General features: G+C 71.5%; 23 protein-coding genes, 1 tRNA gene and 3 pseudogenes. 16 read left to right on the forward strand and 11 right to left on the reverse strand.

The genetic code is table 11. From position 1 onward, the window contains the following. Position 1: 1 nt before the first annotated feature. Both lysA and argS read right to left on the reverse strand, forming a co-directional pair. The gene (gene lysA / locus AC2A1K_RS02095) at positions 2-1,447 is read right to left on the reverse strand and encodes a diaminopimelate decarboxylase (protein ID WP_483894639.1); all 1,446 of its coding nucleotides are present in this window, start codon (positions 1,445-1,447) and stop codon (positions 2-4) included. A gap of 91 nt (positions 1,448-1,538) precedes the next feature. Next, on the reverse strand, positions 1,539-3,191 hold the full coding sequence (gene argS, locus AC2A1K_RS02100; protein WP_483894640.1) for an arginine--tRNA ligase: 1,653 nt from the start codon (positions 3,189-3,191) through the stop codon (positions 1,539-1,541). Between the two features lie 141 nt (positions 3,192-3,332). Between argS and AC2A1K_RS02105 the strand changes: the two genes are divergently transcribed. Continuing rightward, positions 3,333-4,220, forward strand: a complete 888-nt coding sequence (locus tag AC2A1K_RS02105; RefSeq protein WP_483894641.1) for a DUF3105 domain-containing protein — start codon at positions 3,333-3,335, stop codon at positions 4,218-4,220. Positions 4,221-4,246: 26 nt separating this feature from the next. Continuing rightward, on the forward strand, positions 4,247-5,005 hold the full coding sequence (locus AC2A1K_RS02110; protein WP_483894642.1) for a DUF305 domain-containing protein: 759 nt from the start codon (positions 4,247-4,249) through the stop codon (positions 5,003-5,005). 175 nt (positions 5,006-5,180) lie between these two features. Here AC2A1K_RS02110 and AC2A1K_RS02115 read toward each other — a convergent pair whose 3' ends face one another. Together AC2A1K_RS02115 and AC2A1K_RS02120 are read right to left on the reverse strand one after the other, a co-directional pair. Beyond that, positions 5,181-5,462: a hypothetical protein gene (locus tag AC2A1K_RS02115; RefSeq protein WP_483894643.1), complete on the reverse strand. Its 282-nt coding sequence runs from the start codon at positions 5,460-5,462 to the stop codon at positions 5,181-5,183. Positions 5,463-5,533: 71 nt separating this feature from the next. Beyond that, positions 5,534-5,746, reverse strand: a pseudogene (locus AC2A1K_RS02120) (hypothetical protein); the annotation flags it as partial. Positions 5,747-5,797: 51 nt separating this feature from the next. Between AC2A1K_RS02120 and AC2A1K_RS02125 the strand changes: the two are divergent. Further along, positions 5,798-5,872: transfer RNA gene (locus AC2A1K_RS02125), tRNA-Arg, on the forward strand. Between the two features lie 5 nt (positions 5,873-5,877). On the opposite strand, the gene AC2A1K_RS02130 is transcribed toward AC2A1K_RS02125, so the two are convergent. The 6 genes from AC2A1K_RS02130 to AC2A1K_RS02155 form a co-directional block, all read right to left on the reverse strand. Further along, complete coding sequence (locus AC2A1K_RS02130) at positions 5,878-6,267, reverse strand: tyrosine-type recombinase/integrase (RefSeq protein WP_483894700.1); 390 nt, start codon at positions 6,265-6,267, stop codon at positions 5,878-5,880. Positions 6,268-6,707: 440 nt separating this feature from the next. Continuing rightward, positions 6,708-7,388 (reverse strand): GntR family transcriptional regulator, encoded by a 681-nt coding sequence (locus AC2A1K_RS02135; RefSeq protein WP_483894644.1) that lies wholly within the window; start codon positions 7,386-7,388, stop codon positions 6,708-6,710. Positions 7,389-7,479: 91 nt separating this feature from the next. Continuing rightward, positions 7,480-8,325: a fumarylacetoacetate hydrolase family protein gene (locus AC2A1K_RS02140; protein WP_483894645.1), complete on the reverse strand. Its 846-nt coding sequence runs from the start codon at positions 8,323-8,325 to the stop codon at positions 7,480-7,482. A 60-nt stretch (positions 8,326-8,385) separates the two neighbouring features. Continuing rightward, positions 8,386-9,255 carry an NmrA family NAD(P)-binding protein gene (locus tag AC2A1K_RS02145; protein ID WP_483894646.1) on the reverse strand — a complete coding sequence of 290 codons (870 nt, stop codon included), beginning with the start codon at positions 9,253-9,255 and terminating at the stop codon, positions 8,386-8,388. After that, positions 9,252-11,303 carry an acetoacetate--CoA ligase gene (locus AC2A1K_RS02150; RefSeq protein ID WP_483894647.1) on the reverse strand — a complete coding sequence of 684 codons (2,052 nt, stop codon included), beginning with the start codon at positions 11,301-11,303 and terminating at the stop codon, positions 9,252-9,254. Before AC2A1K_RS02150 ends, AC2A1K_RS02145 begins: the two co-directional genes overlap by 4 nt. Positions 11,304-11,306: 3 nt before the next feature. Then, the gene (locus AC2A1K_RS02155; RefSeq protein ID WP_483894648.1) at positions 11,307-11,921 is read right to left on the reverse strand and encodes a VOC family protein; all 615 of its coding nucleotides are present in this window, start codon (positions 11,919-11,921) and stop codon (positions 11,307-11,309) included. 523 nt (positions 11,922-12,444) lie between these two features. Here AC2A1K_RS02155 and AC2A1K_RS02160 point away from each other — a divergent pair. The 5 genes and pseudogenes from AC2A1K_RS02160 to AC2A1K_RS02180 all read left to right on the forward strand — a co-directional run. Beyond that, positions 12,445-14,208 (forward strand): FAD-dependent monooxygenase, encoded by a 1,764-nt coding sequence (locus tag AC2A1K_RS02160; protein WP_483894649.1) that lies wholly within the window; start codon positions 12,445-12,447, stop codon positions 14,206-14,208. Positions 14,209-14,412: 204 nt separating this feature from the next. Then, positions 14,413-14,781 (forward strand): nuclear transport factor 2 family protein, encoded by a 369-nt coding sequence (locus AC2A1K_RS02165; protein ID WP_483894650.1) that lies wholly within the window; start codon positions 14,413-14,415, stop codon positions 14,779-14,781. A 58-nt stretch (positions 14,782-14,839) separates the two neighbouring features. Next, complete coding sequence (locus AC2A1K_RS02170; protein WP_483894651.1) at positions 14,840-16,501, forward strand: FAD-dependent oxidoreductase; 1,662 nt, start codon at positions 14,840-14,842, stop codon at positions 16,499-16,501. 31 nt (positions 16,502-16,532) lie between these two features. Next, the gene (locus AC2A1K_RS02175) at positions 16,533-16,907 is read left to right on the forward strand and encodes an EthD domain-containing protein (protein ID WP_483894652.1); all 375 of its coding nucleotides are present in this window, start codon (positions 16,533-16,535) and stop codon (positions 16,905-16,907) included. Between the two features lie 592 nt (positions 16,908-17,499). Further along, positions 17,500-17,954, forward strand: a pseudogene (locus AC2A1K_RS02180) (transposase); the annotation flags it as partial. Between the two features lie 84 nt (positions 17,955-18,038). Here AC2A1K_RS02180 and AC2A1K_RS02185 read toward each other — a convergent pair. After that, positions 18,039-18,824, reverse strand: coding sequence for a helix-turn-helix domain-containing protein (locus AC2A1K_RS02185; RefSeq protein ID WP_483894653.1), 786 nt, complete (start codon positions 18,822-18,824; stop codon positions 18,039-18,041). Positions 18,825-18,911: 87 nt separating this feature from the next. On the opposite strand from AC2A1K_RS02185, the gene AC2A1K_RS02190 reads away from it, so the two are divergent. From AC2A1K_RS02190 to AC2A1K_RS02225, 8 genes and pseudogenes are all read left to right on the forward strand, one after another. Next, a complete protein-coding gene (locus AC2A1K_RS02190) occupies positions 18,912-19,307 on the forward strand; it encodes a nuclear transport factor 2 family protein (RefSeq protein ID WP_483894654.1) in 396 nt (131 codons plus the stop codon). A 146-nt stretch (positions 19,308-19,453) separates the two neighbouring features. After that, a pseudogene (locus tag AC2A1K_RS02195) lies at positions 19,454-19,726 on the forward strand (alcohol dehydrogenase catalytic domain-containing protein); the annotation flags it as partial. A 66-nt stretch (positions 19,727-19,792) separates the two neighbouring features. Next, a complete protein-coding gene (locus AC2A1K_RS02200) occupies positions 19,793-20,368 on the forward strand; it encodes a zinc-binding dehydrogenase (RefSeq protein WP_483894701.1) in 576 nt (191 codons plus the stop codon). A gap of 310 nt (positions 20,369-20,678) precedes the next feature. Further along, positions 20,679-21,071, forward strand: coding sequence for a MerR family transcriptional regulator (locus AC2A1K_RS02205; RefSeq protein ID WP_483894655.1), 393 nt, complete (start codon positions 20,679-20,681; stop codon positions 21,069-21,071). A 46-nt stretch (positions 21,072-21,117) separates the two neighbouring features. Beyond that, the gene (locus tag AC2A1K_RS02210; protein WP_483894656.1) at positions 21,118-21,402 is read left to right on the forward strand and encodes a hypothetical protein; all 285 of its coding nucleotides are present in this window, start codon (positions 21,118-21,120) and stop codon (positions 21,400-21,402) included. Positions 21,403-21,531: 129 nt separating this feature from the next. Continuing rightward, the gene (locus AC2A1K_RS02215; protein WP_483894657.1) at positions 21,532-22,008 is read left to right on the forward strand and encodes a hypothetical protein; all 477 of its coding nucleotides are present in this window, start codon (positions 21,532-21,534) and stop codon (positions 22,006-22,008) included. 407 nt (positions 22,009-22,415) lie between these two features. After that, entirely contained in the window at positions 22,416-23,621 is a 1,206-nt protein-coding gene (locus tag AC2A1K_RS02220; protein ID WP_483894658.1) for an MFS transporter, read from the forward strand. 156 nt (positions 23,622-23,777) lie between these two features. Beyond that, positions 23,778-24,470 carry an ankyrin repeat domain-containing protein gene (locus AC2A1K_RS02225; protein WP_483894659.1) on the forward strand — a complete coding sequence of 231 codons (693 nt, stop codon included), beginning with the start codon at positions 23,778-23,780 and terminating at the stop codon, positions 24,468-24,470. The last annotated feature ends 18 nt before the right edge of the window (positions 24,471-24,488 follow it).

Raw genomic sequence — 24,488 nt, forward strand, 5'->3', positions numbered from 1 at the left:
ATCACCCCACCTCCAGTCGCGCCAGGTCGTCGAGGGTCTCGCGCCGTAGCACCGTCCGCGACGTGCCGTCCGCCACGGCGACGACCGCAGGCCGCGGGACCTTGTTGTACGCGCTCGCCATCGCGTAGCAGTACGCGCCCGTCGCGGCGACGGCGACGAGGTCGCCGGGCGCGAGGTCGGCGGGCAGCCAGCAGTCGCGGACGACGACGTCGCCGGACTCGCAGTGCTTGCCGACGACCCGCGACCGCACCGGCGGGGCGGTGCCGGCCGAGCGCGAGACGAGCCGGCAGTCGTAGTGCGCGTCGTAGAGCGCGGTGCGGATGTTGTCGCTCATCCCGCCGTCGACGCTGACGTAGCGCCGGCGCGCGCCCCCGCCCAGCTCGACGTCCTTCACGGTGCCGACCTCGTAGAGCGTCACCGTGCCCGGTCCGACGATCGCGCGGCCCGGTTCGACGGCGATCCGCGGCGGCGCGAGCCCGGCCCGCGCCGACTCCCGGTCGACGATCGCGCGCAGCTCGCCGGCCATCCACGCGGGCGAGCGCGGCTGGTCGGCGACGGTGTAGGCGATGCCCATGCCGCCGCCGAGGTCGACGGTGCCCAGGGCGTCGGCGATCGCCTCCCCGTGCTCGTCGCGCAGCTCCGCGAGCAGCCCGATCACCCGACGCGCCGCGAGCTCGAAGCCGTCGGCGTCGAAGATCTGCGAGCCGATGTGGCTGTGCAGCCCGACGAGGTGCAGGCCCGGCGACTTGAGTACCCGGCGCACCGCCTCGGCGGCGTCACCCGCGGCCAGCGAGAACCCGAACTTCTGGTCCTCGTGGGCGGTGGCGATGAACTCGTGGGTGTGCGCCTCGACCCCGACGGTCACGCGCACCATCACGTCGGCGCGCACCTCGCGCTCGCGGGCGAGCTCGTCGAGCCGGGCGATCTCGACGTAGGAGTCGAGGACGATCGCCCCGACGCCCGCGTCGAGGGCGGCGGCGAGCTCGTGGCGGCTCTTGTTGTTGCCGTGCACGGTGATCCGCTCGGGCGGGAAGCCGCCGCGCAGCGCCGTGAGCAGCTCGCCCTCGGTGCAGACGTCGAGGCCCAGGCCCTCCTCGGCGACCCAGCGGGCGATCTCCGCGGTGAGGAACGCCTTGGCGGCGTAGTGCACGAGGCCCGCGTCGCCGTACGCCGCGGCGTGCTCGGCGCACCGCGACCGGAAGTCGGCCTCGTCGACGACGAACAGCGGGGTGCCGTGCTCGCGCGCGAGCGTGGTGACGTCGACGCCGGCGAGGCGCACGACGCCGTCCCCGTCGCGGGCGCCGTCGTGCCTCCCGCGCACGGCGTGGCGCGGCCACACGGCGGCGGGCAGCGCGTCGAGCGCGGCGGCGTCCGGCGGGCCGGCGCCGTCCTCGTGCTGCGGGATCACGTCGGCGTGGCGGGGCCCGGCGGGATGGGCTCTCGTCATCGGCTCGAGCTCCGCTCCGCGTCGTCTCGCGGGGTCATCGGCGGTTCACCAGCATCTTCTTCGGCCTAGCTCTGCTTCTCGGACGGGCGGGTCACATGCGTTCGGGCGCGCTCACACCGAGCAGGCCCAGGCCGTTCTCGAGCACCTGACGGGCCGCAGAGCACAGCGCGAGGCGCGCGGTGTGGATGGCCGCGGGCTCCTCGTCGCCCTGCGGCAGGACACGGCAGGAGTCGTAGAAACGGTGATAGGTGCCCGCCAGCTCCTCGAGGTAGCGCGCGACCCGGTGCGGCTCGCGCAGGCTCGCGGCCGAGGACAGGACACGCGGGAACTCCCCGAGCGTGCGGATGAGGTCGCCCTCGCGGGGGTGGGTCAGCAGGGCGAGGTCCGGGTCGGCGGCCGAGACGCCCAGGTCGGCGGCGTTGCGGGCGAGCGAGGACAGCCGCGCGTGGGCGTACTGCACGTAGAACACGGGGTTCTCGTTGGTGCGGCTGGAGATGAGATCGAGGTCGATCTCGAGCACCTGGTCGACCGAGCTGCGCGCCAGCGTGTAGCGCGCGGCGTCCACGCCGACGGCGTCGACGAGGTCCTCCAGCGTGATGATCGTGCCGGCGCGCTTGGACATCTTCACCGGCTCGCCGTCGCGCACGAGGTTGACGAGCTGCCCGATGAGCACCTCGACGCGCGCCGGGTCGTCGCCGAACGCCGCCGCGACGGCCTTGAGGCGGTGGATGTAGCCGTGGTGGTCCGCGCCCAGCATGTAGATCGTGAGGTCGGCGCCGCGGGCGCGCTTGTCGCGGTAGTAGGCGATGTCGCCCGCGATGTAGGCCGGCCGGCCGTCGGACTTGATGACGACGCGGTCCTTGTCGTCGCCCTGGACGGTCGAGCGCATCCACCAGGCGCCGTCGGCGAAGTAGAGCGCGTCGTCGTCCTTGAGGTCCTGCACGGCCTGCTCGACGGCGCCGGAGCTGTGCAGCGCGAGCTCGGAGGACCAGACGTCGAAGTGGGTGCCGAACGACTCGAGGCTCGCCCGCATCTCGTCGAGCATCACCTGCACGCCGAGCCGCTTGAACGCCGCCAGCTTCTGGTCCTCGGGCTGGTCGAGCACGCCCGGCTCGGTGTCGACGACCTTCTGCGCGACCTCGGCGACGTACGCCCCGCCGTAGCCGTTCTCGGGCACCGGGCGGCCCTCGGCGGCGGCGATGAGCGACTCGGCGAACCGGTCGATCTGCGCGCCGGCGTCGTTGACGTAGTACTCGCGGGTGACCGCGGCGCCCTGGCTCGCCAGCACGCGACCGAGCGCGTCGCCGACCGCGGCCCAGCGCGTGCCGCCGAGGTGGATCGGGCCCGTGGGGTTGGCGGAGACGAACTCGAGGTTGATCGCCTGCCCGGTGAGCGCATCGGTGTGGCCGTAGCCGCTGCCGGCGGCGAGCACGTCGGCGACGATCCCGCCCTGCGCGTCCGCCGCCAGGCGCAGGTTGAGGAAGCCCGGGCCGGCGACCTCGGCCGCGGCGATGCCGTCGTGCTGCTCGAGGGCCTTGGCCAGCCAGCCCGCGAGGTCGGCCGGGGGCACGCCCGCCTTCTTCGCCGAGCGCAGCGCGAGGTTGGTGGCGTAGTCGCCGTGCTCCGGGTTGCGCGGGCGCTCCACCGTGACCGTCTCGGGCAGCGCCGTCGTGTCGAGGCCGCGCTCGGTGAGCACGTCCACGGCGGCGGTGCGCAGGAGGTCGGCCAGGGCTGCGGGGGTCACTCCGGAGAGTCTAGGGACCGGTGCCTGCGGGTTCTCGCTGCGGAGTCACCCGGCCGCCGCCCTCGGCCCGCCGCGGCCGCCCGCGGGGGACGATCACGGGGGGTCACCGCGGCGTGACGGCACCTCCGTAAGCTCGCCCCCATGGCGAGTGGTGGGTCCGGCCGCAAGACCGGGTCGAGTTCCGGACGGCCGTCCTCCGGGCCCGCGCGGGGCAAGAGCAACGGCCAGGCGCGCGGGAAGGCCGGCGGCGGTCAGCGCAGCGGCGGTGGCGGCCGGCGCGCCGACGCGAAGCGCGGGCCGAACCCGGTCACGCGCGGCAAGCGGCCCGCCGCGGCCACGCGCCGCCAGGTGCCGTGGCTGCTCATCGGCGCGATCGCGGTCATCGTCGTGCTCGCCGTCGGCGTCATCGGGTTCGCGCTCACCCGCGAGAGCGAGGTCAGCGCCTGGCGCCCGAGCGACGACAACCGCGACCCCTCGCTCGCGATCCCCGGTGTCGTCACCGGGCAGTACGAGTCCGGTCAGCACGTCAACCCGGAGCAGCGCGTCGCCTACGACCGCTCGCCCCCGTTCGGCGGCCCGCACGACGGCTACTGGGCGGCCTGCAACGGCGTCGTCTACCCGACCCCGGTGCGCACCGAGAACATGGTCCACTCGCTGGAGCACGGCGCGGTGTGGATCGCCTACAACCCGGAGCAGGTCACCGGGCCCGCGGTGCAGCAGCTGGCGGCGAAGGTGCAGGGCCAGGACTACACGATGATGTCCCCGTACCCGGGGCTCGACCAACCGATCGCGCTGCAGTCCTGGGGCCACGAGCTCAAGCTCGGTGACCCGAACGACCCGCGCATCGACCAGTTCATCTCGTCGCTGCGCCAGAACCAGTACACCTACCCCGAGGTCGGGGCGAGCTGTGACGCGCTCGGGCCGGGCGCCTTCGACCCGGACAACCCGCCGCCCTTCGACGCCTCGCCCCCGCCGCCGGACGCGGTGACGATGGACGGGCGCGGGGCCCAGGTCGGGAACGGCGGCTGATCGTGGCCGCCGGAACGGAGACCGAGGTGGATCGCGTCGATCCTCCGCCACCCGTCGACGACGACGGCAGGGACGGCGACGGGGACGACGGCGGCTCGGGCGGCTGGTGGTCGGCGAGCCCGACGTGGGCGAAGGCCGTCGTGGCGGGCGGCCTCGCGCTGCTGCTCGTGCTGGTCGGCGTCATCGGCGGCATCGCGCTCGGGCGCTCGACGGCCACGACGTACGGCCCCGCCGAGGGGTCGATCGACGTCGGCTTCCTGCAGGACATGACCGTGCACCACGGCCAGGCGGTCGAGATGGCGGTGTGGGCGCGGAACAACACCGCCGACCCGCAGGTCCGCCAGATCGCGTTCGACATCGAGTCGACGCAGACCTCGCAGGTCGGGCGCATGGAGGGCTGGCTGACCCTGTGGGGCCAGCCGCTGACCCCGCCCGCCGGGCGGTACATGGCCTGGATGGGCATGCCGACCACGACGATGCCGGGCATGGCGTCGCCGGACGACCTCGCGCGGATGCGCGCGGCGCCCGGCCGCGACCTCGACGTGGCGTTCCTGCAGCTCATGCTGCGCCACCACCAGGGCGGGCTGTCGATGATGCAGGCCGCGGCGTCCGAGGCCTCCGTGCCGGCGGTGCGAGCGCTCGCCGAGAGCATGGTCGCGTCCCAGACCGCGGAGTCGGCGACGATGACGCGGATGCTCGCCGAGCGGGGCGCGGCGCCGCTCCCCGCCCCGGCCGACCCTCACGCCGGCACGGCGCACGACATGCACATGCCCGGCATGAACTGACTGACCGCATCACCGGTACGAGCGATGCGGCATCGCTGGCGTCCGACGCCAGGATCGCCACACGCTCGCTCGCGCGACACGCCGCGAAGGCTCGGGGCGTCGGCGCGGCGATCATGATCGCGGGCCCGGTGACGTTCGCTCCCACCTCTGACAGCGATCGTCACCGAGAACGCGATCAAGCGGAAAGGCGCGCCCGCACCTCCGCCTCGGCCGCCGCGATCGGGCTCGCCGCCGCCTCCCGGCGCAGGTCGTCGAGCTTCTCCCCCGCCTCGGTCCGGCTCCACTCCTGCGCGAAGGCGCCGGAGAGGATGTCGTCGTGCATCACCCGGCCGAAGCGCGCCGCGAGCTCGCCGTCGGGGTCCAGCGCCCGCAGCGCCCGCAGCTGCCCGTATTGGGACGTCCGCGAGTGCAGCCCGAGCTGGCCGAACAGACCGTCGCGGGCGACGTGCGCGAACACCTCGGCGGGCTCGGCTGCACCTCGTCGGGCACCAGCAGCAGGACGATCTCGGCGGCCCGGGCGGCCGCGACGATCGGGTGCAGCTCGAAGCCCTCCTCCCGCGCGTGCTCGGCGTACGCGTCGTCCCGGTTGCCGACGACCGGCGCGTGCCCCGAGTCGCGCAGGTTCGCCGCCTGGGCCGCGCCCTGGTTGCCGAAGCCGATCACTCCGACAGTGCGTCCGGACAGGGCAACGAGGTCCGCGGCATCGATGCTGCGGCCGTGGTGGATCTCTGCGTGTGCCATCACCCGAGCGTCGGTGCTCGAGCGCTCGTGCGCTAGGCTCGTCGTCGGTTCGCCCCCGTAGCTCAGGGGATAGAGCACCGCCCTCCGGAGGCGGGAGCGCAGGTTCGAATCCTGCCGGGGGCACCACAAGATCAACTCTGACGAAGGCCATCGAGCGCCGCAGTAGCCACGTCGTTGAGCCGCGGCCCGAGAGCCAGCATGTCGCGGGCCGCGACGTACGCGCTCAGCGACTGGCTCGGGGTGGAGTGCCCGAGCAGGGCCTGGACGTCCTTGAGGTTCAACCCCGCCCGCAGCGCGAGCGTCCCGGCCGTCCGCCGCAGGACGTGCCACCCGGTGCAGTCAGCCGCGCCGCCCGTCGCCGCGACGCGGATCACGGCGCGCCGCGAGGAGTGGTAGTTCAGCCGGCCTCCCGACTTCGCCACGAACAGCGGCCCGGAGCGGTCCCGCGTGATGCCCGCCGAGCCCGGTGCCCAGTCGAACCGAGCAACCGCGATCGCCTCGCGGCCGATGTCGGTGAACAGGGGTGCGCCCGCTCGCCTTCCGCCCTGCTCCCGACCGGCGAGGGTGTCGGCCGTCCGGCCCCGGTCAAGGGCGCTTCGCGGTCCTGCGGACTCAAGGCCGCGGAGTTAGGAGAAGGCAACGGGACCTCTGGTAGATCGGGGCGACCGACCAAGATCTTCTCGACCTGCGCCTACGAGCCGACCTCAGCACCGACGACCTGGCGACCGAGACCGCGTGACGACCGGGCGGTGGGCCACCACTGTTCCGACCGGTCACCTGGTCCTCGGGCGAGGGCGCGGCGGGAGCACCGCAGTTCTGGCCCACCGGCGAGAGCCTCGACCGGCCACCACCCGTCGACCTAACGTCTGCCAGTGCATCGGAGCGGTGACGACAACGCACGCTCGAACAGACCGCTCCCACTCCGACCCGGCCCCGGTCGCTGTGTACCTTCTCGATCTGCTCAGGGCAGGTCGAGGGCCTTCTGTGCGAGGGCTTCGTTGTGCTCGAGGTGGCGGTTGACCGCGGCGCGGACAGTGTCGGGCTCGCGGGTTCGGAACGCGTCGAGCAGTTCCTCGTGGGCGTGCTCTCGCCGGGTGTGCTCGGCAGGCTGGGGGTCGAGCTTGCCGAATCCGATGCGGATGTAGCGCTCGGCGGCGCGCCAGAGCGTGCCGAGGATGCGCTTGTCCCATTCCGTCGCTGCGGGGGCGAGCAGGCGGAGGTGGAACTCGTGGTGGGCCTCGTAGACCTCGTCGATCCCGAGATCCTCGTCGCCGAAGGAGTGGGCTTCTCCCGCGAGGGCGTCGAGCTCGCTGTCGGAAAGCAGGACGCAGGAGCGCGCGGCGATCTCGGGTTCGACCACGCGGCGCAGGCGGTAGACCGCGGCGAGGTCGTCGGCGTCGAGGGGTGTGACCTGCGCGCTGCGTCCGCGGCGGGTGGTGATCAGGCCTTCGCTCTCGAGGCTGCGCAGGGCCTCGCGCACGGGGATGAAGCTGACCCCGAGCATGCCGGCGATCTCGCGGAGCGAGAACTCCTGGCCGGGGGCCAGCGACCCGGAGATGACGGCTCGTCGTAGCTCGGCGGTCACCCGCTCGGCCAGGGAGGTGTCCTCGATGCGGCGGACCATCGGGTCATGCGCGGACATGGACTCGATGTCCTTCCACTGAGGCTTGATCAGTTATAGCGCAGGATACTGCCACCGACGGGCGATGAGCAGCCACCGCGCTCCAGCGCGGTCAGTCCTGGGACACGAAGCGGTTGCGCATCTCGCCGATGCCGCCGATGGAGGTGACCAGCTCCTCCCCGGCGGCGATGGTGCGCCGAGGCTCGCGGAGCCACCCCACGCCGCCGGGTGTGCCGGTGAAGATGAGGTCACCGGGCAGCAGGGGCAGCACGCAGGAGAGCGAGGCCACGAGCTGGGGAATCGTGAAGACGAACTGGCTGGTTCTGCTGTGCTGCATCTGCTCACCGGAGAGGCGGCAGGCGACCTCGAGGTCGTCGGGGTCGTCGAGCTCGTCGGGGGTGACGAGCACCGGGCCGATCGGGGCAAACCCTTCGAAGGACTTTCCGATGTTGTACTGCTGCGGGGCGGGCCCGGCGAGCTGCACGGCGCGCTCGGAGAGGTCCTGGCCGACGGTGAGGCCGGCGATGTAGGACCAGCCCTCGGCTTCGGGGACGTTGCGGGCGCGGCGCCCGATCACGGCGACGAGTTCGACCTCGAAGTCGACGTTTTCCGAGGGCAGCACGATGTCGTCGTAGGGCCCGGTGACCGCGGCAGGGAACTTGGTGAACACCATGGGCCGCTCGGGCAGGTCGATGCCGGTCTCGGCGGCATGGTCGCGGTAGTTGACGCCGATGGCGAAGACCTGCGGCGGGCGGGGCACCGGCGCCCCGAGCGCGGTGGGCACGACCTCGCGGTCGGGAGCGCCGGTGAACCCGGCGGCCCAGGTACGGAACTCCTCCCACCGTGGGTAGAGCTCCTGGATGTCGGCCGAGAACTGGCCGTTGCTGGCGGTCTTGATGTCCACGGCCTTGTCCTCGATGCCGAGGGCGGCGCGGCTGCCCAGGTTGAGGATGCGCATACGGTGTCCTTTCGGGGCAGACGGCGCCTCAAGGCGACGCCTGCCGTGGTGTCGGCGTGCTCAGCCGGTGAACAGGTCGCGGTGGTCGCGGACGAAGTCGGCGACCGAGCGTGGGGTGGTGCCGGTAAGCTGGGCGACGTCGTCGGTGACGTACTCGGAGGCACCGGTGCGGAACATCGCGAGCATCTCGGCGAGGTGGTGGGACTCCCAGTCGGTCGCGCCCCCGGCGCGCGCGGCCTGCCCGGCCTGGTCGGGGGTCACCTCCACCACGGTCGGCTCGGCGCCGGTCTCGGCGCGGATCGTGGCCGCGATCTCGGCGTAGGTGGGGGCGGACGGACCGGTCAGCACCCAGTGCCGGCCGTCCGTCGCCGGGTCGGTGAGCACCGCGGCCGCGGCGCGCCCGACGTCGACGCAGTCGACGAGGCTGATCCCGGCGCTGCCGAGCGGGTTGGCGATGATGCCCTTCTCGCGGGCGGTGCGGGCCATTGCGACGATGAGGGTCTGCATGAAGCCGTTGGGGCGGATCACCGACCACGGCAGTCCGGAGTCGGCGAGGTACTGCTCGGACTCGTGGTGCTGACGGCAGGCGTCGGGGCCGGTGGGGCCGATGCCGGCGCTGGTGCCCGACACCTTCACCACGCGGGTGCCGGCCTTGACGGCGCGGTCGATCACCGCGTTCTGCACCGCGGCCATGTCCGGGCCGTGCGGGGTCAGCAGCAGTGCGGCGTCGGCGGCCTCGAGCTCGCGGTCGAGGGTGGTGCCGGCGGCGTCGATGATGTCGGTGGTGACGAGCTCCGCGGCGGCGGGCAGCACGGTGCGTGCCCGCTCGGGGTCGCGGGACACCGCGCGGGCCTGTTGTCCGTCGGCGAGCAGGGCGCGCACCACGTGCGGACCGAGCCGGCCCGTGGCGCCCAGGACGAGGATCCTCATCGGGCCACCCCCGCGGTCGGACGGGGTGTGGCGGCCGCGCGGCGTTGCCGCCCGAGCTCGACGAACACCTCGAGGACGTCGGGGCAGTCGACCACGCCGATGTTGACGGCCTTGCCCGGGTCGAAGCCCTGGATCAGCCGCTTGACCGGCACCTCGAGGCGCTTGCCGGTCAGGGTGTGCGGGATGGCCGGCACCTCGAGGATCTCGTCGGGGACGTGCCGGGGTGAGCAGCGGTGACGGATGGTCGCGGCGATGCGATCACGCAGCTCGTCGTCGAGGACCGCGCCCGGGGCGAGGGTGACGAACAGCGGCATCCAGTACCGGCCGGCGTCGAGCTCGGCGCCGATGACCAGGGCGTCGGCGATCTCGGGGATCGTCTCCACGGCAATGTAGATGTCGGCGCTGCCCAGGCGGACGCCGTGGCGGTTGATGGTGGCGTCCGAGCGGCCGTGGACCACGGCGCGGCCCTGCGCGGTGAGGGTCAGCCAGTCGCCGTGGCGCCAGACGCCGGGGAAGGTCGAGAAGTAGGTCTCGGCGTAGCGGGAGCCGTCGGGGTCGTTCCACAGCCGGATCGGCATCGTCGGCATCGGCGCGGTGACCACGAGCTCGCCGACCTCGTCGACGACCGGTGAGGCGTCGTCGCGCCAGGCCTCGACGCGGGTGCCCAGGAACCGGGACTGCATGTGCCCGGCGTGCACCGGGCGCAGCGGGTTGCCGCCGACGTAGGGGGTGCAGACGTCGGTGCCGCCGCTGGGGGCGTCGAGCCACACGTCGGTCTTGACGTCTTCGTACACCCAGGACCAGGCGGGCACCGGCAGCGGCGAGCCCGACGACATCACGCAGCGCAGGGCGGCGAGGTCGTGCCGGGCGCCGGGCGCGAGTCCGGCGCGCTGGCAGGCGGTCAGGAACCCGGCGCTGGTGCCGAAGTGCGTGGCGCGGGTGCGGGCGACCGCGTCCCAGAGGACGTCCTTGTCCGGCCAGGTGGGGCTGCCGTCGTAGGTCACCATCGTCGCTCCGGTGAGCAGGGCACCGGCGGCGGCGTTCCACACCATCCACGCGGTAGAGGTGAACCAGAAGAACCGGTCGCCGGGCCCGACGTCGTCGTGCAGGCCCAGCCACTTGAGGTGCTCGAGCACGATCCCGCCGTGGGAGTGCACGATCCCCTTGGGCAGCCCGGTGGTGCCCGAGGAGTAGAGCACCCACAGCGGGGCGTCGAACGCGACCGGCTCGAACACCGGCGCGACCGGATCGGCCACCACGTGCCGCCAGGCGTGCACCTCGGCGGAGGGGACCGTCACAACCGGAACGTCGCCGTGCTGTCCGTCGGCCAGGACGAGGTGGCGGAGCGAGGGCAGCCGGGACGCGATCGTGCCGGTCTGCTCGGTGCGCTCGACCCACTCGTCGGCGAAGCGGTATCCGGTGGTCGCCAGGAGCACGGCGGGTTCGATCTGGGCGAGCCGGTCGACCACGGCGTCGACGCCGTAGTCCGGCGCGCAGCACGCCCAGATCGCCCCGACCGCGGCGCTGGCCAGCAGCCCGACGACGGCCTCGGCGCCGTTGGGCAAGTAGGCCGCGACGCGGTCGCCGGGGCGCACGCCCCACGTCCGCAGCCGCGCGGCCAGCGCGCCGACCTGGCCGCGCAGCTCCGCGCGGGACACCTCCACCGGGTCGGCGCCCTCGTGCAGCACCACCAGGGCCGGCGGCTCGTCCCCGGAGACGGTGCCGACCGGGGCGAGGGCCTGCTCGGCATAGTTGAGCGTGACGTGCGGGAACCAGCCGGCCCCGGAGAAGTCGTCCCGGTCGCGCATCGGGATCCAGGAGCCGCCGGCCCGCACCTCGAAGAACCGGGCCAGCAGCGGCCAGAACTGCTCGGGGTGGTCGACCGACCATCCCCACAGCGCCTCGTAGTCGTCGAAGTCGCCACCGGCCAGGTCCGCGGCCGCGGTGGCAAACCTCGCCATGGCGCTCGACCCGGCGCGCTGCGCGGAAGGGGTCCACAGCAGCGCGCCGGCCGACGCCGTCGCCGATGACGATCCCGGGGAGTCCATCGCTCAGTACGCCTCGGGCAGCAGGATGTCCTCGGGCGGGTTCTCCGGCAGGTACTTGCCGGCGTGAGCGTTCTGGTGGATCTCCTCGGCCGAGACGCCCTGCTCGCGGGCCTCGACAAGCTTGTCGGGATCGAAGAAGCTGCCGATCGGGTTCTCGGCGAACTCCCGCGAGGCCCACATCCACTCCTTGGAGGCCTCCCAGTCGCCGAACGCGTCGACCTGGATCTCCACGCCGTTGCCCTCGGGGTCGGCGTAGTACAGCGACATCGTGACACCGTGGTCCAGGCTCATGAACGGCACGATCCCGGCCTCCTTGAGGCGCAGGTAGTTGTCGAGCCACTGGTCGAAGCTGCGGTACTCGAACGCGGTGTGGTGCAACCCCGCGCTGATCGGCTTGTCGACCGGCCGCTTGATGGCGGGGTGGGCGACGAGCGCGATGCGGTGGTTGGCCTCGTCGTTGGTCAGCCACGCCGCGCTGTCGCTGTAGTGCACCGGGGTCAGCCCGGCGACGACCTCGTACCAGGCCACCATCTCGTCGAGCTTGAGGGTGAGGAATGTGGCGTGGTGCAGCTTCGGCGGAATGACCGGACGCGGCTTACGCGGCAACGGGTTGGTCATGGCGCTCCCTACTCGATCGTGTTGTCCGACCCTGGCGGGTAAAGGGGCGTTGTCTGTTCTCTCGCTCGACGTTGAGCGCCGTGCCCGGCGCCCGCTCGGCGTTCTGCGATCCCCGCCGTCAACCACCAGGGTTGGACCGTCCGAGCGCTCGGCCCCTTCCGGATCTTCAAGTCGAGGTGGCGTGCCGCACACTACGTTACTGCTATCTGTTATAACAACCCTCGGACGCCGAGGAAGCCGGTGGCAGCCACACACGGTGTGAGCCGGTGGAGCGACGACCTGGCCGCGACCTACCGCTTCCGAGGTGTCGTCGAACCCGAGAGCGCCGGTGTCGCCAGTCTGCCGCCGACCCACTCAGCGCCGGCGTCAAGGCTCCACCCGGGAAGCGGAACCACCTCGCCTTGGTGAGGACCTTGTTATAACGCATATCACCCCCTACTGTGGCGCCCACCACCGACGGCGCGCCTCACCGCGGCGCGGCCCACAAGGTCCCCTCACCGCAGCGATCGAAGGAGATCAGGCAATGGCCGACCTGCATGTACCAGTGCTCATCGTCGGCGGAGGTGGCTGCGGCCTGTCCTCGTCGATCTTCCTGTCCGGCCAGGGCGTCGATCACCTGCTGGTGGAGCGCCACGACACCACGTCGCACCTGCCCAAGGCGCACTACCTGAACCAGCGCACGATGGAGATCTTCCGTCAGTACGGGATCGCCGAATCGGTCTACGAGGTCGGGTCGCCGCTGGAGAAGTTCGGGAAGGTGCGTTGGCGCACGTCGTTGGGCGGCGACGGCGATCTCGACGGTCGGACCTTCTACGAGATGGACGGGTTCGGCGGCGGCGGTCTCTACGATCTCTACGCCAAAGACAGCGCCAGCCCCTCGAGCAACCTGCCGCAGCTCCGACTGGAGCCGCTGCTGCGCCGCCACGCGGAGGAGCGGGGTACCGGGCGCGTGCGCTTCGGCCACGAACTGCTCGACTTGGCGGAGGACGCCGACGGCGTCACCGCGACCATCCGCGACCGGGCCGCGGACTCCACCTACGAGGTGCGCGCGCAGTACGTGATCGGCGCAGACGGCGGCAAGACCGTCGGCGCCCAGCTGGGGGTCAGCATGCAGGGGCCCAGCGGCCTGCTCGACATGGTCAGCGTGCACTTCCGCGCCGATCTGTCGGAGTACGCCGACGAGTCCTGTCTGATCACGTGGTTCCTCAACCCCGATGGTGCGGGCTCCTGGGGCAGCGGCGCGATGGTACCGATGGGCCCGACCTGGGGCGCCCACTCCGAGGAGTGGGTCGTGCACTTCACCTTCGGACCGGATGACCCGGAGCGGTTCGACGAGGAGGCCATGGGGCCGCGGCTGCGGTCGCTGCTCAAGCTGCCCGACCTCGACGTCGAGGTGCTCAAGGTCAGCCACTGGATCCTCGAAGGGGTCCTCGCCGACCGCTACCGGGTCGGCCGGGTCTTCCTCGCCGGCGACGCGGCACACCGCCACCCGCCGACGACCGGCCTTGGGCTCAACACGGCGATCCAGGACGCGCACAACCTCGCCTGGAAGCTTGCCGACGTCGTCGGCGGTCGCGCCGGAGCCGGCCTGCTCGACAGCTACGAGTCCGAGCGGCAGGCCATCGGCATGCGCAACGTCGACTGGGCCATGTTCACCTTCCTGAACCACATGGTTATCGACGCCGGCATCGGGCTGCTGCCCGGCCAGCCCCCCGAGGCCAACCGCGCGGCGTTCGAGGCGTTCTTCACCGAGACCCCGATGGGAGAGACCCGCCGGGCCCGGGCCGGCGAGGTGATCCGGACGCAGCGCGCGGAGTTCCAGGCCCACGACCTCGAGATCGGGTTCGCCTACGCGTCCGGGGCGCTGGTCGCCGATGGCACCCCGCCACCCCCGAACGACCCGATGGGCAGCACGTACCACCCCACCACCCGGCCCGGACACCGGCTGCCCCACGCCTGGCTCCGGCGTGACGGGCGGCGGCTGAGCACCCACGACCTGGCCGGGCTCAACGGCTTCGTCCTGCTCACCGGACCGGAGGGCGCCGCCTGGCACGACGCGGCCGCCGTCGCCGCGGAGAAATTCGACGTGCCGGTCCACGCCGTGACCGTCGGCGGCCCCGACGGCTACATCGACGAGGACGGGACCTGGGCCGCGGTGCGGGAGACCTCCGACGCCGGCGCGGTCCTGGTCCGGCCGGACAACCACGTCGCCTACCGCGCCCGGGACGCCGTGAACGACGCCACCGGAGCCCTCAGCGACGCCCTCGGCGCAGTCCTCGCCCGCTAGCGACGGCCTCTGTCGCGCCGTCAACGCAGGGCCCCGCCCCAGCGGCACGGCGCGACGCACGGCCGCGGAACTAACCACCCCACCCGAGAGGACATCGATGTCCGGCTTCGACCTAGAACGCCTTGCCGCCGAGGACGAGATCACCCGACTGCTGTTCGCCTACTGCACCGGTATCGACACCGGTCGCCTCGACGACACGGCGCAGTGTTCGCGAAGGGCACCTGGTACCTCAACCCCGACAGCGCCCTGTCGGGCACCGAGGACGTCGCCCGGTTCCTGCACGACAGCGTCATTCCCTACGACGGCGTCCCGGCCACCCGCCACGTCGTGACCAACATCCGGATCGAGCTGGCGGACGACCGCCGCAGCGCCTCCGTGGACTCCTACGTGATCGTCTACCAGAGCCTGCCCGACGCGGCGCCTGCAGTGATGTTCCGGGGTGCCTACGAGGACACCTTCACCCACGACGGCGCGGCGCTGCATTTCGACGTGCGGCGCATCCGCACCGACAGCACCGGCGACATGTCCGGCCACCTGCGGGGCGCCGTGCCGGTGCCCGCCGGCGCCGACTGAGCCGCGCCACCCGCCCCGCGCACCCGTCACACACCTTGACACATCCAAAGGAGAACCCGTGAGCCGCATCCTTCGCACCGACCCGGAGCACTCGGTCGGCTTCGACGAGGCCGTCGACGTGGTGGTGGTCGGCACCGGTGTCGCCGGTTACTCCACTGCGATCACCGCCCGCAAGGGCGGCGCCGAGGTGATCGCGCTGGAGAAGGCCAGCCACGTCGGCGGCACCACACGCAAGGCCGGCGGCTGGATCTGGGTCCCCGACAACCCCTTCATGCGGGCTGCGGGCCAGGTCGACGAGAAGCGCGACTTCCTCGCGTACGTCGCACGGCTGGCGCGACCCAACAAGTACTCGTCCGAGCGGGACGACTTCGGTCTGACGGCGTGGCAGATCGAGAAGCTCAGCGCGTTCTACGACAACGGCGCCACGGCCCTGGCGCAGCTGATCGAGTGGGGCGCGATCCGCATCCAGCACGGCGTCGGCATCCCCGACTACTACGCGCAGCTGCCCGAGAACAAGGCACCCACGGGCCGCTGCATGTTCCCGAACAAGCTCGACGAGCCCGACGGCCCGATCGGCAGCGGAGAGGACATCGTCGCTCTCTTCGACCGGGTCGCGAAGGAGATCGGGGTCGACGTCCGGGTCAACAACGCGGTGCGACAGATCGTCCTCGAGCACGACGTCGTCACCGGTGTCGTCGTCGACGCCCCGGACGGCGAACGCCGGATCCGGGCCGACAAGGGTGTCGTGTTCGCCAGCGGGGGCTTCACCCACAACGTCGAGATGCGCGACAACTACCTCTCGGGCCCGCTGATGGGGGGCTGCGCGGCAAAGGCCAACACCGGCGACTTCGTCGAGATCGCGCAGGAGGTCGGGGCCGAGCTCATCAACATGAACTACGCGTTGATGGCACCCATGGTCCTCGACATCGCGGTGCAGGACGCGCCCACCACGACCGGCACCTGGCGCATGGCCGGGGACAGCATGGTGTGGGTCAACAAGTACGGGCACCGCGTCACTGACGAGAAGGCCATGTACCACGAACTCGCCCAGGTATTCCACACCTGGGACCCGGCACGCGCCGAGTTCCCCAACCTCGTCATGATCGCGATCTGGGACCAGGGTTCGGAGGACCACTTCACCGGCGACCTCATTCCCGGGTATCACTACGAGTTCGGCAACCCGCTCGTCATGAACCGACCGGACCGTCCCCACGTCATGCGGGCGAATACCATCCACGAACTCATCGGCGAGATCGCCGACCGTCTGCGCGCCTTCGAGGACGTCACGGGCGGCTACGCCCTCGACGCCGCCTTCGCGCAGAACCTCGACGCGACCCTGGCGCGGTTCAACGACATCGCGTCGAAGGGCATCGACACCGACTTCCACCGCGGCGAGTCGCCGATGCCGCAGTTCTTCAACGGTCCTGCACGACCGGAGAACACCGGCAACCCGACGCTCTTCCCGATCAGCGACTCGGGCCCGTACTACGCGACCTTGATGGTCTCGTCGTCGATCGACACCAACGGAGGTCCGCGGACCGACCCCGAGGGGCGCGTGCTCGACAGGAACGGAACGCCCATCGAGGGTCTCTACGGGGTGGGCAACTGCGTCGGGTCCCCGTTCGGCAAGGCCTACCCGGGCGCCGGCGCGACCCTGGGCCCGTACATGACGGGCGGTTACGTCACCGGGGGCGCCGTCGCGTCGGCGACGTCTCATTGAAAAAGCGTCCACGATCCGAAAGGTGAACGCTATGCCCGTCAAGCTCATCTTCGTCGCCCGTCGGCGGTCCGAACTGTCGGCCGAGGAGTTCCAGCAGTACTGGGAGAACCAGCACGCTGCTCTCGTCAAGGAACTGCAGTCGACGATCCGCATCCGGAGTTACATCCAGAGCTACACCCTTGACACGCAGCTCAACCGCGACTTCCGCGAAGCTCGCGGTATCCCTTTCGAGACGCCACCGGACGGTGTCGCCGAAGCATGGTGGGATTCTCTTGAGGACGTTCAGGCGGGCTTTTCGGGTCCGGAGGGCGAGGAGGCCGCCCGCCGACTCATCGAGGATGAGGGCAAGTTTTGCGACTTCTCGACGTCGCGAGCGTTCTGGACGCAACAGCGGCACATCATCTAGTCGGTAGTGCGGCTCATGGTGCAACGCCCGACCGACACCGAGAGCGACACCCGAGTCCGGGAACTCGCCGACAGGCGCGCCGCGCTGGCTCGTCCCCGCCGAGCACGCCGCCTGTGCGGCGCGACTCCTGTCACCCCACCAACGTTCTGGCCACCGCGCCCGACACCTTGCTGACTGGCTGGCGGGGGGCTCTTCGAGGTCGCCGAGGGGATCTACCAGGTTCGCGGCATGGATCTGTCGAACACGTCGTTCGTCGAGGGCGACGAGGGCGTGGTGGTCAGTCACCGAACGGGCTCGACGAGGCACCGGAGGCTCGGCTCCCGACTCGTCCACCGACTCCGCTCCGGTGCGAACGGGAAGCGTCGGCCCCCATGATCCGGACCACGAGCAGGAGCACCGCGATGTCTGATCGACCAGGTTCGCGACCCGCTGCATCGAGCGGCACGGCGGGCCAAGGCTTCCGGCCGTCCCGCCGGAGCAACTGCACCTGCGGACCCGGGAGGCGGCCGCCCCCCGCCTGCTCGACATCGCTGCCGACGCGCTGCGGAAGGTCCTGATCCGCGCCTGACGACCTCGCGACCGCAAGGCTCCCGGCGCTGAGCTCGGGATCAGCAACGTCACCGTCGCGAAGCAACGCTGGGGCCTTCAGCCCTGGCGGGCCCAGACGTTCACGTTCAGCACGACCCCGAGCTCGAAGCCAGAAATCCGCGACGTGGTCGGGCTCTACCCGCAGCCACCGGACAAGGCCGTGGTCCTCTGTGTCGACGAGAAGTCCCGGGTCCAGGCCCTGGAGCAGACCGCACCGATCCGGCCGATCCGGCCTCGGCGGCCCGAGAAGGCCCGCCACGACGACGTCCGCCACGGCACCCTACGCTGTTCGCCGCGCTCGAGGTGGCCACCGGCCGCGTCGTCGACAACGACGCCACCCACAGACACCCCGCGGTGCGGGCGTGGCTGACCCGCAATCCGGGGGTCACGCTGCACTTCACCCCGACCTCGGGCTCGTGGTTCAACCTGGTCGAGGTCTTCTTCTCGATCCTCACCCGCCCGCCGACGAACTCGTCGCCCGCGCCACCGGCGGTCACCGTTCCTCAGATCACGCGGCACCGGGAGGTCCGTCGGGCTCGGCTGTCACGGCGTACCCTCGTCATTCAGTTCCAGGTTCTGGAAATACCTCTCGGCTTCGGTGTCTTCGGGGTAGTACGACTCGACGGCGAGCTCGGCCAAGGTGATGTCTCTCGGCGTGCCGAAAGTGGTGACCGTGGAGAAGAGCCGCAGGGTCTGTCCCGCGACGTGGAGGATCATCGGAATCACGACGTCGGACTCGGAATGGACGATGGGCTCGTCCGGTCCGGGTGCCAGGTACTCGTCGTAGATGACGCGGAGTTCGCGGTCTTGCGTAAGCGCGAGCTGACGGGCGATGCGGTGACGGAAGACGGCGCGCACCTCATCGAGGTTGACGATGTGCGGCACCAGGCCTCGCGAGTCCAGACCGAGCCGCACCAGGTTGGTTGGAGGCCCGAGTAGTTCGGGGGAGACATCGGCGAGGAAGGGATTGACCACTCGGTTGGCCATCACCACGTTCCACCGACTGTCGAGCACCACGGCCGGGTACGGCTCGTGCGCGCGCAAGACCCGTCCCAAGGCCCCGCGCGCCGCCGACAGCTCATCGTCGCCCAGAGGCCGTTCGGGGAAGCGTGCCGCGAACCCGCCCGCCTGCAAGAGCTGATTGCGGGCGCGCAGCGGAACGTCCAGCTGCTCGGCAAGGCGCAGGATCATGCGTGCGCTCGGGCTCGATCTCCCGGTCTCGATCAAGCTGACGTGCCGAGCGGACACCTCAGCGGCGTTCGCCAGGTCCAGCTGGCTCAGATGCCGACGGGAGCGCCACTCGCGCAGGAGGGTACCGACGGGTGACATGGCTCGGAATACTACGTGCGGCTTGCTCCGAAGCCATGAAATCAGATTTCATCGACAGCAGGAACTCGGCGCAGCAGGCTAGGTGCTATGGCTACCGACAACAAGACCATCGTCGCCGAAGCCTTCACCGGGCTCGTCGCGTCGCGTGACATCGACGCGCTCGCACGGGTTCTCCACGAGGACTTCGTCCACCACCGTCCCGACGGCAGCATCGCGACGAAGGGTGAATGGCTTACCGCTGTGGCAGAAGTGCCACTGCACGACCTGCAGATCGAGATTCTGCACATCCTTGCCGACGCCAGTGACGTCGCGGTCTACTCGCGCCGCCAACTCGCCAGCGGCGGCCCCGCGATCGTCGTCGTCGACCTCTGGCGACTCGAGCAAGGCGTGATCACCGAGGGCTGGGAAGTCATCGAACCCGTCGACGAGGCGGCAGGCCACACGATCTGGTGGGCGCCGGCGCACACAGGGACGACACCGTGAGGCTGTCCATCCCGCGACACTCCCTCGCCCGAAGTCGAGACCTTGGAAGACTTGCAGGTGCTGCAGCGGGCACTTCGCACTGTTGCCGCAGCAGGTCATGCCGAGGCGGTGGCTCCGCCCACGAACGACACGGAAGAAGGTCGGCGATGAGAGCCGCGACGATCCGCGAGTTCGGTGATGCCGACCTCCTTCGCATCGGCAGTCTGCCGGTGCCGGTCGTGGGTGCCGGCCAGGTCCGCGTGCGTGTTCGGGTCGCCGGAGTGCAGCACTTCGATGCGCGTGTTCGGGCGGGTCGGTTCCCTCGCGACCTGACCGGCCCGTTCCCCATCGTGCCGGGCAACGAGTTCGCCGGGACCATCGAGGCGGTTGCGGCCGACGTGCCTGACCTGGCGGTCGGTGACGAGGTGCTCGGATTCAGCACCCTGGGCGGGTATGCCGAACACGTCGTCGTGTCCGCGGATCAGGTTGCCCGCAAGCCCTCGAACATGAGCTGGGAGGTCGCGGGAGGCTTCTCCGGGCACGCCCAGGGCGCCCGGAACGCGGTGGGGCAGATGCGGGTCGCCGCCGGAGACACCGTCCTCATCAATTCCGCCGCGGGCGGCCTGGGAACCATCGCCGTGCAACTCGCGAGACTCCGAGGTGCGGCCGTGGTCGTCGGCACCGCGAGCCCGCAGAACCACGACTACCTGCGCGAGCTCGGAGCCGTCCCGGTCAGCTACGGACCTGGGCTGACCGATCGGCTGCGGGCCGTCGCTCCCGGCGGCTTCGACGCCGCCCTCGGGTTCGAGCCCGACGGTCTCCGAGCTGGAATGACGCTGGTGCACGATCCCGCACGCGTGGTCACCATGGTCTTCTCTGACCAGATCGCCGCCCTCGGCGTCCAGGACTGGACCGGCACTCGAACCATCGAAGGCCTGACCGAGATGATCGATCACTACGAGCGCGGCGACCTCACCGTCGAGATCAGGACCCGCCACCGCCTCGATGACGCCGCGCAGGCCCACCGTGAGCTGGAGACCGGTCACGGCCATGGCAAGATCGTCCTCCTCATCGAGCCCTGATCGCAGAGTCGCTCCCACCCGCGCGCCCGCAGCCGCCGTGGCCCGGTTCTCCGGGCTTGTCCCGGGCGGGCTAGCCCGGGGATTCGATCTGGTCGTGACCGTTCCCATCCTTGTGGTGCCGGCCGGGGGCACCAGCCGCTGACCAGCGCGACGTCGTCGGTTGTCGACGCACGCGGCAACTTCGCGACACGAATCTCCGACCTTGCGTTGACAAATTCTCCATCCATACCTACATGTATCCGTAGCCCCGTCGGCCGCCGTGCGGCGCTCGACGAGAGGAGGGTTCCGGACGCGTGAGGAGACACCACCGATGGCACTGGAGCGTCTGGACGACCATGACCACCCGACCTTCGGGATCGGCCAGGCCGCCGAGCTGCTCGACGTGGCCCCGGCGTTCCTGCGCGGCCTGGATGCCGCCGGACTGCTGAGTCCGACCCGGTCGGCGGGCGGGCACCGGCGCTACTCGCGCAACCAGCTCGACCGGGTCGTCGCGCTGCGCGAGATGAGCGAGCAGGGCCACACGCTCGCCAGCGCCGCGGAGATTCTCGACCTGCGCACCGACCTGGCCGACGAACGCGCCCGCCACACCCGGACCACCGAGGAACGTGACATCGCCCGGCACGAACGCGACACCGCCCGCCACGAGCGCGACCAGGCCCGCGCGGGTGCTCGTTCTGCCACCGGAGACGTCGCGGGAGCATGACCCGACCTGGGCGCCCCACGACACACCGTTCGTAGGAGGTACTCGAATGATCACGGTGAGCACGCCCGCCGCCCGCGCGATCCAGGCGCTGTGCGCCGCGACGGGTGGGGCCCCGAATGTGCGGGTGCGGGGGGTCGGCTCCGGCCGGCCGCTGCCGGTGGAGGTCACCGCCGACGCCACGCACCGCCCCGGCGATCAGGTCGCCGCCTCGAACGGGGTGGTGGTGCGGGTCGATCGCGAGCTGGCTGAGGCGGTCGACGACCACACCCTGGCGCTGGCCGCCGACGACTCCGATTCCCCGCGGTTCGTGTTCACCACCTTCTCGAGCTGAGCATCCGTAGTGGGCATCGGTCGGCAGAGAAGTAGGGGTTGACTCCACCGAAAACCTCTATCTACGATCACAAGTAATCGAAGCCCCGAGAGGACGCTGAGACCGGTTCCCACCGGAGGAGGTGTTCACATGACGGTCGATGTGCTCGACCCCGTCGCCGCCCGGACGGACCCGGCCGACATCGAGCCGGAGGCGCCGACCACGACCCCGGCCACGCCGCTGCTGGGACAGGAGCCCGTGTCCGGCAGCCCGCATGGCGAGCAGGTCGGTCGGGGCAGTACCCCGGCGGCGGAGCCGGCGTCGCCGGTGGGTGACCCGCCGATCGATCAAGCAGTGTTCGACGCCGAGTTCGTGGCGATGGTGCTCACCGAGGCGCCGTGGTCCGAGCCGGAGCCCGGGCCCGCGAGCACCCCGCCGCGGGCCATGACCGGGACCCGACGGGTACCGCCCCCACGGTGCCCGGGCACCTGCGCCGCGGGGTGGCACCACGTCCGGACCGCGACGGGGCTCCTGCGGGAGACACGCCGACGACCCGGGCCCGGGCCACGGTCACCTCCGCGGTACCAGACCCACACACGCCACGCCCCCGTCCCGTCCATGGTGTGAGGAGGTGATTGCTCGCGACGTACGCGTTGTCCTGAACAGATTCCCACGTCCGATGATCACTCCGGGGTGGGCCCGGGGCCGACAGGCGGAACGACCGACGAGCGGCCGAACGCCGCATTCCACTCCTTCCTGATTCCGGGTCGTTGCCGCCGCTCCGGTCCTGGGCCCACCGCCGACCGAGGAGCGCCCGGGCGTGGGGTGGTGTCGACGACCCGTCACGACCCGAGGTCGGTACCGAACGTCGCTGCCTCGGCGACAACGGCCTTCCGTCCTCGAGCGGCGTCGCTACCCGCCGAGGGCGGCGCCCACGTCCGCAGCAGCGCGTCCACTGTTCGCTCCACCGCTCGCCGAGCACCGGCACGCCACACCGCGCAGGCCGGCGACAGTAGTGTCGCCACCCGATCCCGATGAACGGACGCGACGGCCTCAGGCGCTACCGGCGACTGGCCCGAGTGCCGGGCGTGCTGGCACTGGGCGCGGCCTCGGTGCTCGCCCGACTCCCGTTGGGCATGAGCAGCCTGGCGCTGCTGCTGCTCGTCCACGCCCGCACCGAGTCCTTCGGACGGGCCGGTGCGGCGGTCGGCTGCTTCGCATTGGCCAGCGCGGTCGCCAGCCCCGCCCGCGGCCGTCTCGCCGATCGGTTCGGGCCGTCGACGATCCTGCTCGTCACCGGGCTCGCCCAGCCGAGCGCGCTGGTCGGGGTCGTCCTCGCCGCGCCCACCGCACGTCAGGACCCGGCACCACTGCTGATCACCGTCGGACTGGCCGGGCTGCTGGTCCCACCGGTCGGCCCGGTCACGCGCACGGTCTGGCAGCGGCTCGTGACCACGCCCGACCTCGCCCGGGCGGCGTTCGCGCTCGACTCCCTGCTGCTCCAACTGATCTTCTACATCCTCGGCCCGGCCCTCGTCGCGGTCCTGGCGACCGCCTCGAGCCCGGCGGTCGCGGTGATCGCCGCCGCCGCGTTCACCGCCGCCGGCAACGTCGCGGTCGCGATGTCACCCGCGGTGCGCACCATGCCGCGACGCCGTGAACCCGTGCACCTGCTCGGGCCTCTGACCCGACCGGGCCTGATCGCGGTCCTGCTCACGTCCGTCGTCGCCGCAGCAGCATTCGCCGCGCTGGAAGCCACCGCCGCCTCCTACGCGGTGTCCGTCGGCGCGGCCGGCTGGAGCGGGCTGCTACTGGCGTCGATCGGTGTCGGCAGCATCGCCGGCGGCCTGTTCTACGGCGCCCGCAGCCCCACCACATCCATGCCCAGCCAGTATCGCCGCTGGTTGCTCGTCCTCGCCGTGGGCAACGCGCCCCTGGTCTCGGCGTCCGGCGTCGCCGTTCTCGCCGTCCTGCTCGTCGCCGCCGGCCTCGCCATCGGTCCGGTCAGCACGTGCCAGTTCGGCCTCGTCGGCGAGCTCGCCCCTGCCGGCACCGTCACCGAGGCCTTCACCTGGCTGTTCTCCGCCGTCCTGGCCGGCACCGCGCTGGGCACCTACCTCGCCGGGACCACCGTCGAGCTCTACGGCGCCCAGCCGGCCCTGGTCCTTCCCGTCGTGCTGGTCCTGATCACGAGCATCCTCGCCCTCGCGATCAAGGCGACGCCCGCTCCGGCGCCGTGATCCGCACGTCCGCACGCGGTACCGCCTCGCTCCGACAGCGCGCGTGAGGGCACCTGGTTCGCCACGGGCAGCGCCGGGCGTCCGGGGCTCCTGAGTAGCGGGGCGGTCCGTTCGGTGGACTGACACGGCGATCTCCGTCGGCGAAGCTGGACGGCGATGGTCCGACCCGCCCCGGCCGCGACGCAGCTCCTCTGGGACGCCGTCCTCGAGCGCTCCGACCTCGAGCCCACCGTCCTCGCCCTCCGCGACGCCCTCTCCGACGCCGTCGAGGCGGGCCACTGGGCGCACGTCGCGACGCTGCTGGACCGCACCGACGACGACCTGCCCTCCGCGCTGAGCGCCAACGCCCTGCGCGCGGGCGACCGGAGCGGGACGGCGCCGCTGCACCATGCGGCGCTGCAGGGGGCACACCCCGACGTCGTCGACGACCTCGTCGCGCGCGGCGCCTGGCGCACGCTGCGCACCACCGACGGCGAGACCCCCGAGGCGGTGGCCCGCAGGCTCGGTCACGTCTCGCTCGCCGACCGGCTGCGCCCGGAGCCCGCGATGGCGATGGACGACGAGGCGGTGGCCGACGTCGAGACCTTTCTGCACGCGCTCGTCGAGGTCCGTACGCGCCGGATCGCGCGGCCGTTGCGGTACCCGCAGCTCGGCCCGCTGCTCGAGTACCCCGACACCACGATGTGGGTCCGCGTCCCCGGGATGTACGGCGGATTCGCGTGCCGCTGGGCCGAGAACGCGGGCGAGCCGACGGTCGAGGTGCGCAGCGCGAGCCGCGTCCTCGGCGGTTCCGGGCGGACACACCACGTCACGGCGGAGGGGATCGAGCTCGTCGCGCGCGTGCTCTGAGCGTTCCGAACCCTGACC

The sequence above is a fragment of the Actinomycetospora sp. 2LY8.5 genome, assembly GCF_057180585.1.